Source organism: Limnohabitans planktonicus II-D5 (assembly GCF_001270065.2).
GTDB classification, from domain to species: Bacteria; Pseudomonadota; Gammaproteobacteria; order Burkholderiales; family Burkholderiaceae_C; genus Limnohabitans_A; species Limnohabitans_A planktonicus.
Genome location: NZ_LFYT02000006.1, coordinates 184,997 through 195,530, shown reverse-complemented (window position 1 = coordinate 195,530; position 10,534 = coordinate 184,997). Strand labels below are relative to the sequence as shown.

At 60.7% G+C, this 10,534-nt stretch carries 11 protein-coding genes and 1 pseudogene; 4 read left to right on the top strand and 8 right to left on the bottom strand.

Annotation, left to right across the window (positions count from 1 at the left end; translation table 11 throughout):
- The coding region (locus tag H663_RS27945) for a DUF3501 family protein (RefSeq protein ID WP_116695824.1) at positions 1-198 on the top strand (198 nt) is incomplete at its 5' end.
- Between the two features lie 294 nt (positions 199-492).
- Here H663_RS27945 and H663_RS27940 read toward each other — a convergent pair.
- The 3 genes from H663_RS27940 to H663_RS27930 all read right to left on the bottom strand — a co-directional run bounded on the left by H663_RS27940 (position 493) and on the right by H663_RS27930 (position 2,952).
- A complete protein-coding gene (locus tag H663_RS27940) occupies positions 493-1,116 on the bottom strand; it encodes an L-threonylcarbamoyladenylate synthase (RefSeq protein ID WP_053170803.1) in 624 nt (207 codons plus the stop codon).
- A gap of 88 nt (positions 1,117-1,204) precedes the next feature.
- On the bottom strand, positions 1,205-2,101 hold the full coding sequence (locus H663_RS27935; RefSeq protein WP_053170800.1) for a DMT family transporter: 897 nt from the start codon (positions 2,099-2,101) through the stop codon (positions 1,205-1,207).
- Positions 2,098-2,952 carry a 3',5'-nucleoside bisphosphate phosphatase gene (locus tag H663_RS27930; RefSeq protein WP_053170797.1) on the bottom strand — a complete coding sequence of 285 codons (855 nt, stop codon included), beginning with the start codon at positions 2,950-2,952 and terminating at the stop codon, positions 2,098-2,100. Before H663_RS27930 ends, H663_RS27935 begins: the two co-directional genes overlap by 4 nt.
- A gap of 151 nt (positions 2,953-3,103) precedes the next feature.
- Between H663_RS27930 and H663_RS27925 the strand changes: the two genes are divergently transcribed.
- Positions 3,104-3,352 (top strand): YfhL family 4Fe-4S dicluster ferredoxin, encoded by a 249-nt coding sequence (locus H663_RS27925; RefSeq protein ID WP_053170794.1) that lies wholly within the window; start codon positions 3,104-3,106, stop codon positions 3,350-3,352.
- A gap of 24 nt (positions 3,353-3,376) precedes the next feature.
- On the opposite strand, the gene pth is transcribed toward H663_RS27925, so the two are convergent.
- From pth to ftsY, 3 genes are all read right to left on the bottom strand, one after another.
- A complete protein-coding gene (gene pth / locus H663_RS27920; protein WP_053170791.1) occupies positions 3,377-4,042 on the bottom strand; it encodes an aminoacyl-tRNA hydrolase in 666 nt (221 codons plus the stop codon).
- A 114-nt stretch (positions 4,043-4,156) separates the two neighbouring features.
- Positions 4,157-5,089, bottom strand: coding sequence for an RNA polymerase sigma factor RpoH (rpoH, locus tag H663_RS27915; protein ID WP_053170789.1), 933 nt, complete (start codon positions 5,087-5,089; stop codon positions 4,157-4,159).
- Between the two features lie 135 nt (positions 5,090-5,224).
- On the bottom strand, positions 5,225-6,259 hold the full coding sequence (gene ftsY, locus H663_RS27910; protein WP_083451122.1) for a signal recognition particle-docking protein FtsY: 1,035 nt from the start codon (positions 6,257-6,259) through the stop codon (positions 5,225-5,227).
- A 28-nt stretch (positions 6,260-6,287) separates the two neighbouring features.
- Between ftsY and H663_RS27905 the strand changes: the two genes are divergently transcribed.
- The gene (locus H663_RS27905) at positions 6,288-7,739 is read left to right on the top strand and encodes a M16 family metallopeptidase (RefSeq protein ID WP_053170783.1); all 1,452 of its coding nucleotides are present in this window, start codon (positions 6,288-6,290) and stop codon (positions 7,737-7,739) included.
- Between the two features lie 76 nt (positions 7,740-7,815).
- Positions 7,816-9,189 (top strand): M16 family metallopeptidase, encoded by a 1,374-nt coding sequence (locus tag H663_RS27900; RefSeq protein WP_420844040.1) that lies wholly within the window; start codon positions 7,816-7,818, stop codon positions 9,187-9,189.
- A 49-nt stretch (positions 9,190-9,238) separates the two neighbouring features.
- On the opposite strand, the pseudogene H663_RS42210 reads toward H663_RS27900, so the two are convergent.
- Both H663_RS42210 and H663_RS42385 read right to left on the bottom strand, forming a co-directional pair.
- Positions 9,239-9,358: pseudogene (locus H663_RS42210) on the bottom strand (antibiotic biosynthesis monooxygenase); the annotation flags it as partial.
- 134 nt (positions 9,359-9,492) lie between these two features.
- Positions 9,493-10,533 carry an NUDIX domain-containing protein gene (locus H663_RS42385; protein WP_053170780.1) on the bottom strand — a complete coding sequence of 347 codons (1,041 nt, stop codon included), beginning with the start codon at positions 10,531-10,533 and terminating at the stop codon, positions 9,493-9,495.
- Position 10,534 lies beyond the last annotated feature (1 nt).

Here is a 10,534-nt window from a genome sequence, read left to right as displayed (position 1 = left end):
GCCGACGAAGACCTGGACCGCGAGACCGACGAAAAAACCTCAGCGGTGCACTTTGTGCGTTTTGAACTCAAGCCCGACATGTGCGCGGCCGTGAAGGCTGGCGCTGGCGTCAAGATGGGCTGCGACCACACGCATTACCCCTCACACATCGACATCGCGCCCGACACGCTGGCCAGTTTGGCGGGTGATCTGAAGTAATCCGTCTGGTTTTCATGCTCGACCCCTGCTGCAGCCCTTGTGGATACGGCACGCAGAGGTTTGTAATGTGTGAAACATGTCATCTCGTAGGCCGGCACTCGCAGAGTCCGACATGACGGGTTTCGGCTCAGGTCCCTGTCGGGGTATTCGAACCCCGACAACATTTTTGAGCGTTGAAAACATCTCAGGGCCGCATCAATCGTGCTGTTGCAGGGGTTTTCTTTGGGGGCGGCTGACGGTCGTTTTTGCCGGGGCAGAGCCCAAGGCCTTGGTCCGGACAGGCTGTTTTGTGTTTTAGAGGCCCAGCAGCGCAGGGTCGCCCTGACCGTGGCGCACCACGGTGGGTTCATCGCCACTCATGTCGATCACCGTGGTGGGCTCCAGCGAGCAAGCCCCGGCATCAATGACAGCGCCCACCTGGTGCTCCAGTCGCTCGCGAATGTTCTGAGGGTCGTTCAGGGGGGCATCTTCGCCCGGCATGATCAAGGTGGCTGCCAGCAGCGGGGCTCCATGCAGGGCCAGCAGTTCCTGCAGCACTTTGTGCTCGGGCACGCGCAGACCAATGGTTTTGCGTTGAGGGTGACTGACCCGGCGCGGCACTTCCTTGGTGGCCTCAAGAATGAAGGTGAAGGGCCCGGGGGTGGCTTGCTTGATGGCGCGAAACTGCCGGTTGTCCACCCGGGCGTAGTTGGCCAGCTCGCTCAAGTCGCGGCACAGCAGCGTCAGGTGGTGCTTGTCGTCCACAGCGCGGATGCGGCGCAACTGGTCGGCGGCATTCTTGTCGTCCAGGTGGCAGACCAGTGCGTAGCTGGAGTCAGTGGGCACCGCCAGCACGCTGCCTTGGTTGAGCAGTTGCACGGCTTGCTTGAGCAAACGCGCTTGCGGGTTGTCGGGGTGAACGCTGAAAAATTGAGCCATGGGGGTCTACTGTCAATTACAGGGGGTGAGTGTGTGGAGCTGGATGTAGACCATGTGGGGGTCATACGCTTTTTTCACAGGGGCAACATCACGATTCTGGCGGCTGGATGGCGATTCGGTTTTCGCGCACCGTGAGCCAAGCCCCCAAAGCACCGCACAGCGCCACCAGGCCCATGCCCACAAAGGTCCATTGATCGGGCAGGTGGTCAAACACCAGCCAGCCGCCCAGCACAGCAAAGCCAATTTGCGTGTACATGTAGGGCGTCAGGGTGGCGGCCGGTGCGCGGCCATAAGCGAGGATCAACAAAAAGTGCCCAATGGAGGCCAGCACGCCCATCAACAGCAGTTGTAGCCAGACCACCCCGTCCCGGGGCATTTCCCAGACAAAGGGCAAGATCAGTGTGGACAAAATGGTGCCGATCCAGCCGGTGTAAAAGTGCATGGTCATCGGGTCTTCGGTTTGGGCCATCTTGCTGGTCAAAATCTGAAAACCCGAATTGGTGCCCACCAGCAGCAGCGGCAGCAGCACCGTCCAGTCAAAGTGCTGGCTGCCAGGGCGAATGATGACCATCGTGCCGATGAAGCCGCCCAGCACCAAGAGCCAGCGCAGTGTGCGGATTTTTTCGCGCAGCATGCAGGCGGCCAGCAAGGTGATGACCAAGGGGGCGAGCAAGGCTACCGAGGTGAATTCGCCCACCGGCATGTATTTGAGGCTGAAAAATGCCAACAGGCTGCAGGCAAACAGCAGCAGCCCACGGGCCATTTGAAAGCGCGGATGCCGGGTTAACAAGACCTTGCGGCCCCGCCCAGGCCAGACCACGGCGGTGGTGATGAGCGCCTGAATGGCGTAGCGAAACCACAGGGCCACCAGCACCGACAGGCTGGTGCTGACGTGCCGTGTGGTGGTGTCCAGCGTGGCAAAGCAGGCCGTGGCCAAAACGGCAAAACCTATGCCGTGGAGCGTATTGGCCTTGACCGAATTCACAGAATGCGGTCGGCCAGCAGGTCCCAAACGGGGGTCAGTTGACCCGGCAAAAAGGGCAAGGTGCCCAGGTCGATGCGGCTTTCGTCAGGGCTGTGAAAGTCGCTGCCGCGTGAGGCGGCCAGATCGAACTCCAGCGCGGTTTCGGCGTAGCGCACCGATTCGGGTGAAGAATGGCTGCCGGTGATGACCTCCACGCCGCGCCCGCCATGGGCTTTGAATTCGCTGAACAGCGCGTACTCTTCGTTGGGTGTGAATCCGTAGCGTGCCGGGTGGGCAATGACGGCGATACCACCGGCCTCGGTGATCCATTGCACCGCTTCTTGCAGGCGGGCCCAGCGGTGCGGCACGTAGCCCGGTTTGCCTTCGGTCAGGTATTTGCGAAATACCTCGGAGGTGTCGCTGCACACGCCCGTTTCAACCAGGTGGCGGGCAAAGTGGGTGCGCGAGATCAACTCCGGGTTGCCCACGTACTTCAGCGCCCCTTCGTAGCAGTTGAGGATGCCCACTTTGGCCAATCCATCCGACATTTCTTGAGCGCGTTCACTTCGGCCACCGCGTGTGCGGCGAAGGCCTTCAGCCAACGCGGTGTTGTGGTGGTCAAAGCCCAAGCCAACGATGTGCACCGTCTGGTGGGCAAAGGTGACCGAAATCTCGGTGCCGGTCAGGTAGGGCAGGCCCTGCGCGCGGGCGGCGGCCAGGGCGCGGTCTTGCCCGCCCACTTCGTCGTGGTCGGTCAGCGCCCACAGTTCCACGCCGTTGGCTTTGGCGCGTTCGGCCAGGGCTTCGGGGGTGAGGGTGCCGTCAGAGATGACGGAGTGGCAGTGCAAGTCGGCATTCATCATGCAAACCATTTTAGGCCCATGCCGCTGGGCCAGAGCAGGTTGTAGGGTCTTGTCTTGCCAAAGCCCGGCAGCAAGCAACAGCCCTGCAGTCCTTCGGGCTGATGTCTGTGGCCGATAATCCGGGCATGACCACGATGCAGACTTTTGCGGAGCCCCAGCCATGGCACTGATGATCACCGACGAATGCATCAACTGCGATGTGTGTGAGCCCGAGTGCCCGAATCAGGCGATTTATTTGGGCGAGGAAATTTACGAAATCGATCCCGGCAAATGCACCGAATGCGTGGGGCATTTTGACGAGCCACAGTGTGTACAGGTCTGCCCTGTGGCTTGCATCCCGGTCAACCCCCAGCATGTGGAAAACCAGGAATCCTTGTGGGCCAAATACCGGCGTTTGCAGAGCCAGTAAAAGCCTTTAGAGGGCTCTGGCCGCTCATTTGGCTGTAGGCGATGGCGTTTGGCTTGGTGTGTCCGCTGGTGTGACAGTTGCTTGGCTTGGGGCAGGTTTCGGTGGTTTGGGGCGCGGGGGCTTGCTGGTGTGAATTTGGGCCATGGCTTTTTCCATGTCGCCCGCCAGCAGCAAGGGCAAGGCCTTGACGGAACGGGCAATGCTCTCCTCAATCGCTTGTCGGTGCTCTGCCATGGGCTTTTTCAAGACCCAGTTCACCACCTCGGATTTGACGCCCGGATGGCCCACGCCAATGCGCAAGCGCCAGTAATCGGCCGTGCCCAATTGGGCGTGGATGTCGCGCAGTCCGTTGTGTCCTGCATGGCTGCCGCCCAACTTGAGCTTGGCTTCACCCGGTGAAATGTCCAATTCGTCATGGGCCACCAGAATTTCCTGAGGTTGAATTTTGAAGAACCTGGCCAGGGCGCTGACCGATTTGCCCGACAAATTCATGAAGGTTTGCGGCTCCAGCAGCCACACGGTTTGCCCCTTGACCGTGGTGCGGGCCAATAGTCCGTGGTAACTGCGCTCGGGCACGAGGGAGACCTTGAGTTCGCGTGCGACCGCGTCGATCCACCAAAAACCGGCGTTGTGCCGGGTGTCTTCGTATTCACTGCCCGGATTGCCCAGGCCCACTAAGAGTTTGATCATGGGGCCATTATCCCAGCACGGTTTCTAGGTTTATGCCGGGCTTGCCACAGTGCAGGCCAAGCAAAAGGCCCGCTTGCGCGGGCCTTGGATGCTCAATAGGGATGCAAAGACGCTTCAGGCGAACTCCACCAAAGCCTTTTTCATCTTCTTCATGGCCGCCACCTCGATTTGGCGGATGCGCTCGGCGCTCACGCCGTATTCATCGGCCAGGTCATGCAGTGTCATGCCGCCCGAGCCGTTGTCGTTCACCTTGAGCCAGCGCTCTTCCACGATGCGGCGGCTGCGATCGTCCAACACGCTCAGGGCACTGGCCAGGCCATCGCTGGCCATCAGGTCGCGCTGGTGCGCTTCGATCATGGCGGTGGGCTCGTGGTTCACATCGGCCAGGTAAGCAATGGGGCCAAAGGCCTGCTCACCGTCGTCCGAGGGGGCCGGGTCCAGCAGCACATCGCCGCCAGACATGCGCATTTCCATCTCACGCACTTCCTCGCGCTTGACGTTCAAGCTGTTGGCCATCGAGTCGACCTGGTCGGGCGTCAGGGTGTCGCGGTGCGTGCCAACATCTGCATCGGATTTGTAGCCCTGCTTCATCGAGCGCAGGTTGAAAAACAGCTTGCGCTGGGCCTTGGTGGTGGCCACCTTGACCATGCGCCAGTTTTTCAGGATGTATTCGTGAATTTCGGCCTTGATCCAGTGCAGCGCGTAACTGACCAAACGCACGCCCTGGTCGGGGTCAAAGCGTTTGACCGCCTTCATCAGGCCCACATTGCCTTCCTGGATCAGGTCGCCGTGGGGCAGGCCGTAACCCAGGTATTGGCGCGATACCGACACCACCAGACGCAAGTGCGAGAGCACCAGTTTGCGGGCGGCTTCGAGGTCGTCGTTGGCTTTGAGTTGGCGGGCGGCCTCTTGCTCTTCCTCAAGGGTGAGCAAGGGCATGCGGTTGACCGCAGAGATGTAAGCGTCCAGGTGACCCAGCGAGGGCACCACGGCCCAGGGGTTGGTCAATGCGATGGCTTGGGTGGGGGATCCAGTGAGAACAGACATACCAGAACTCCTTTCAGAGAATTCCTTGAATATTAGCACTCTCCGGGGTGGAGTGCTAAATCAGACGGTCTGCACCCTGAAGGTGTTGGGGTTAACCCTCTATTTATCGAAATTTTCCTCGTAGAGCGCTTGTTTTCAGCTCAGCAGCGCCTGGGCAAACTCGCGCGCATCGAAGGTTTCCAGGTCCTGCAGTTGCTCGCCCACGCCGATGAAATAGACCGGGATCGGCCTTTCGCGTGCAATGGCGCACAGAACCCCGCCTTTGGCCGTTCCGTCCAGTTTGGTCACGATCAGGCCGGTCAGGCCCAGGGTCTCGTCAAAGGCTTTGACCTGGGCCAGGGCGTTTTGGCCCGTGTTGCCATCGATCACCAGCAAGACCTCGTGAGGTGCCGTGGCATCGGCTTTTTGCACCACGCGCTTGATTTTCTTGAGTTCTTCCATCAGGTGCTGCTGCGTGGGCAGACGCCCGGCGGTGTCCACCAGCACCACATCCCGGCCCCGGGCGCGCCCGGCGGTCACTGCGTCAAAGCTCACAGCAGCCGGGTCACCGCCCTGTTGGCTGATGATTTCTACCGTGTTGCGATCGGCCCAGACGGCCAATTGCTCCTTGGCCGCTGCGCGGAAGGTGTCGGCTGCAGCCAGCAGCACGCTCAGGCCATCATCGGCCAAGTGTTTGGTGAGCTTGCCAATCGAGGTGGTTTTGCCCGCCCCGTTGACACCGGCCACCATGATCACCGTGGGGTGGTGGGCACCGATTTCGAGGGGTTTTTGCAGGGGTTGCAACAACTCGGCAATGGCGTCGGCCAGCAAACCTTTGACTTGTGCCGGTTCCGTGGCCTTGGCTTCCTTGACGCGGCGCTTGAGGTCTTGCAGCAAATACTCGGTTGCCTTGACGCCACTGTCGGCCATCAGCAAGGCTGTTTCCAGCTCTTCATAAAGTTCATCATCGATGCGCGTGCCGGTGAACACCGTGGTGAGGTTGGAGCCGGTTTTGCGCAGACCGGCTTTGAGCCGATCCATCCAGCCTTGTCTTGCCGTTGTTGCGGTTTGGGCACCTGGGGCTGCTGTGTTGGCTGCAGGCGACATGTCGGCCAATGCGGCCTCGTGGAGGCCTGCAGTCTGGGATTGGGCCTCAGGTGGCGGGGATTTTTTTTTGAAGAAACTGAACATGGCGGGCTTTTCAAGGATCATGCATTCTATGAAACCCCATTTTCTTGCTGGAATTTCCCTATCGACCGCCGTGCTGACATCCCCTTTGGCCTTGTGGGCGCAGACAACGCCCACCAAAGCGGGCAACGCACCAACTGCCATAGCTGCCAAGGCCGCGCCCGGAGCATCGGTTCAAACCTTCACATTGGCCAACGGCATGACGCTGTGGGTCAAACCCGACCGCCGTGCGCCCACGGCCGTGCACATGGTCTGGTTGCGCGTGGGTGCCATGGACGAGGTGGACGGCACCAGCGGTGTGGCCCATGTGTTGGAGCACATGCTCTTCAAAGGCACGCCCTCGGTAGCTGCTGGTGAATTTTCAAGGCGTGTGGCGGCTTTGGGAGGCAGGGAAAACGCCTTCACGGCCAAAGACTACACCGGCTATTACCAGCAAATCCCGTCCAGCCAGCTCGAAGCCGTGATGCGCCTGGAGTCGGATCGGTTTGCCAACAACCAGTGGGCTGACGTCGAATTTGCCAAAGAGCTGGAGGTGGTCAAGGAAGAGCGCCGCATGCGCACCGAAGACAACCCCCGAGCCCAGTTGCATGAAATGCTCTCGGCCACCGCATTGACGGCATCTCCCTATCGTCGCCCGATCGTGGGTTGGATGAGCGATCTGGAGGCCATGACGGCACAAGACGCGCGTGACTTTTTCCGCAAGTGGTACACCCCGGCCAATGCGGTGGTGGTGGTCGCGGGCGATGTGGACCCGGTGCAGGTCAAAGCCTTGGCCGACAAGTATTACGGCGGCATTGCAAGCCATGCCTTGCCCGAGCGCAAGCCGCAGCAAGAGCCTGCACAACAAGGCTTGCGCCGCCTGGAGTTCAAGGCTCCTGCCGAGCAGTCTTATGTCACGTTGGCCTTCAAAGTGCCGCGTTTGACCAGTTTGCAAGCCACCCCTGAACACGACGATGCACTGGCCCTGACGGTGCTGGCTGCGGTGCTGGATGGCTACAGCGGTGCGCGGCTGGAGCGTGCCCTGACCCAGGGTGAGCAGCGCCTGGCCGACAGCGTGGGCGCTCACAACGGCTTGATGGGCCGTGGCCCGCAGTTCTTTTATCTGGACGGTGTGCCCGCCAAAGGCCAGACCCCCGAGGCGCTGGAGGCGGCGCTGCGCGCACAAGTTCAGCGTGTGGCCAATGAGGGCGTGACCGAGTCCGAATTGCAGCGCGTCAAAACCCAATGGGTGGCCAGCGAGGTCTACAAACTTGATTCGGTGTTCAACCAGGCCCGGGAGCTGGGTGTGGCCTGGGTCTTGGGCATGCCGCCCGATCACGGCACGCAATTGCTGGCCCGTTTGCGCCAGGTCACGGCGGCGCAGGTGCAAGCGGTGGCCCAAAAATACTTTGGCGACGACAGTCTTACGGTTGGCATCCTGCGCCCGCAGCCTTTGTCAGGCCAGCCCCGTGTACGCCGCGCGCCGGCGGGTGCGCGGCATTGAGCGCGCTATTGAGAGCGGTATTGAGCACCTTGTGTGCAGCCATCGGCACCCCATGAAAGTGAATTTTTCCATGTCCATGTTGTTTTCATTGCCAGCGTTACGGGTTCGTCGACTGCGTTCCGTGTTGTTTGGCGTCAGCCTGTGTTGCATTGGTTGGGCGCAAGCGGCCTTGCCCATTGCGCACTGGACCCAGGCCAGCGGAGCGCGGGTTTACTTGGTCGAGAGTCATGCCATTCCGATGGTCGATGTGCAGATTGACCTGGATGCAGGCAGCCGCCGGGACCCGGCAGCCCAGGCGGGGCTGGCTTCGGTCATGGCCGGGCAAATGGCCAGCGGCCTGCGGGCCGATCCGTCGGGCAAAGGACCGTATGCCCAGGCGCTCGATGAAAACCAGATCGGTGAGGCATGGGCCGATCTGGGGGCCAGTTTTGGCGGCAGCGCCAGCGGTGACCGCTTGAGTTTTTCCCTGCGCAGCTTGAGCTACCCGGATTTGCTGAGCAAGGCCGTGGCACTGGCTGCGCGTCAGATGGCGCATCCTGCCTTCCCCGAGGCGATCTGGGCCAGAGACCGCGAGAAGATGTCGGCCAGCCTGCGTGAGTCCCTGACCAAGCCCGCTGTCGTGGCGCAAAACCGTTTTGCCCAAGCTGTGTATGGCGCGCACCCTTATGGTTATCGGGCCACGCCCGAGTCCTTGTCGCGCATCTCGGCTCAAGACTTGCAAGCCTTGCACGCCAAAGCGCTGCGCTCTTGCCGTGCCTCTGTCAGTGTGGTGGGTGACCTGACGCGTGCGCAAGCCGATGAACTGGTCAAGCGCTTGCTGGCGCTGTGGCCCAGCGAAGCCGGATGCCAGAGCCTGCCTGCGGTGCCCGAGGTGGCCGCTTTGACGCAGGCTCAGGACTTGAAGCTGCCGTTTGATTCGGCGCAAGCCCAGGTGCTCATCGGGCAGCCCGGCTACAAACGCAACGATCCCGACTTTTTCCCCTTGCTGGTGGGCAACCATATTCTAGGTGGTGGTGGCTTTGTGTCGCGCTTGACCGAGCAGGTGCGTGAAAAACGGGGCCTGAGCTACAGCGTTTACAGCTACTTCTCGCCGGGGCTGCATGCCGGGGCCTTTGGCGTAGGCCTGCAAACCCGTCCTGACCAGGCCGCGCAGGCGCTGGGTGTGGCCCAAGAGGTCGTTCAGACCTTTGTGCGCGAAGGCCCCACCGAAGCTGAATTGAAAGCGGCCCAATCGAATTTGATCGGTGGCTTTGCCCTGCGCATCGACAGCAACCGCAAACTGCTGGACAACGTGGCCAACATCGCCTGGAATCGCTTGCCCCTGAATTACCTGGATACCTGGACGCAACAGGTCGAGCGCGTGACGGCCGCCGATGTACGTCGGGCCATGGCCCGCGTGCTGCAGCCTGAGCGCATGGTCACCGTGGTGCTGGGCGCAAGTGCGCCTTGAAAATCACAGTCCGTGCAATTTGGACTGTCAAACAAGAAATGGCACTTGCCTAGCCATGTGCCGCTCGGTTGTCTGCAGGTGCCTGGTCTCGTTCGTTCAAACCATAGTCGCGCAACACATGCGCGACACGCAAACGGTAGTCAGCAAAAACGTGGGAGCGTCCACTGGACTAAGCCTGTCGCGAGCTTGGTTGCGCTGCGACATAGATAGTCGGGCTGTGACGATTACGCCCACAGGACATCGTGCCTTTAAAGTCGCCTTCGGCGTTGACACCAGCGGCCTTTAAATCTCCAAAACCAACGCCTAGCGATACAAACCAAAAAAATGGTCCAGCACCGCAGCGTGATCGTCAAACCGCTGGTTTTCCAAGCTGGCGAGGTCCTTGAGCGGAATCCACCGGGCTTCCTGTGCGTCGTCCGCGCCTTTGACTTCAGGCAGATTGATGTTGCCCAAATCGAAATGGCAAGCGTGGGTGATGATGCGCCCGCGCGGGCTGCGTCCGGGATGATCAAACACCACACTGCACTTGAAAGCGGTTTGCATCGTGGATGCAAGTGGCTTTAAGCCCGTCTCTTCATGCAGTTCGCGCAAGGCCGCCGTGTACATGCGTTCGCCCGGATCAACAAACCCACCAGGGAGCGCCCACAGGCCGTGGCCGATGTCTCCACCGCGCCGCACGAGCAAGACGTGTCCGTTGGCTTGCACGATGGCATCTGCAGTCAAATGAAAAGGTGCCGCCCAACGCTTGCGATAGACCGTTACAGCAGCATGCTCATTCACCCTTTCGGCATACACCCCCAAGCGCGCCCATGCTTGGAGGTAGGCCAGTACCGGGGCGCTGATGTAGGGGCGCATGACTTCCAGGCGTGCATCAGGATCGGCGCCTTCAAAGAAGACGTTGCGCAATGCTGTCGCATCAATTTCGATGTCTTGCGTGACTTCTTTCCAGGTCCAAGGGTGGAAGTTGTCCAGGTAGTAGCTGGTGTGGTCTTTCTTGAAACCGACGAGCGTGATGCCATTGGCAGGAGCGCCCGCTGTCAGTTGCTTCACGCCTTCGCGGACAGCTGCGTTCCAGCGCGTGTCGTCGTAGTAGTCTCGTACAGGTAAAAACTGCACTCGCGTCCTGTCGTACTCAGACAAGGTGGACACAATCATGCTCTGGCGCTCCTGCCAAGTGAACGGGTTCTGCGGATTGCGCGACCTGTAGGCAGAGCCGATGACCACGATCACCTGCTGCGCCATGCTGAGCGCGGTGCGCAACAGGGTTTCGTGCCCCTTGTGGAAGATTTGCCAGCGCCCGACGATGATTGCGGTGCCCGACGGGGGGGAAGTGTGTGGAGTCATG

What these genes read in the sequence shown, in the direction of transcription:
- ftsY (WP_083451122.1), bottom strand. Translation starts at nt 6,259, where the DNA reads ATGTTCAGTTTCTTCAAAAAAAAATCCCCGCCACCTGAGGCCCAATCC.
- pth (WP_053170791.1), bottom strand. Translation starts at nt 4,042, where the DNA reads ATGATCAAACTCTTAGTGGGCCTGGGCAATCCGGGCAGTGAATACGAA.
- H663_RS27900 (WP_420844040.1), top strand. Translation starts at nt 7,816, where the DNA reads ATGTTGTTTTCATTGCCAGCGTTACGGGTTCGTCGACTGCGTTCCGTG.
- H663_RS42385 (WP_053170780.1), bottom strand. Translation starts at nt 10,533, where the DNA reads ATGACTCCACACACTTCCCCCCCGTCGGGCACCGCAATCATCGTCGGG.
- H663_RS27925 (WP_053170794.1), top strand. Translation starts at nt 3,104, where the DNA reads ATGGCACTGATGATCACCGACGAATGCATCAACTGCGATGTGTGTGAG.
- H663_RS27940 (WP_053170803.1), bottom strand. Translation starts at nt 1,116, where the DNA reads ATGGCTCAATTTTTCAGCGTTCACCCCGACAACCCGCAAGCGCGTTTG.
- H663_RS27930 (WP_053170797.1), bottom strand. Translation starts at nt 2,952, where the DNA reads ATGGTTTGCATGATGAATGCCGACTTGCACTGCCACTCCGTCATCTCT.
- H663_RS27905 (WP_053170783.1), top strand. Translation starts at nt 6,288, where the DNA reads ATGAAACCCCATTTTCTTGCTGGAATTTCCCTATCGACCGCCGTGCTG.
- rpoH (WP_053170789.1), bottom strand. Translation starts at nt 5,089, where the DNA reads ATGTCTGTTCTCACTGGATCCCCCACCCAAGCCATCGCATTGACCAAC.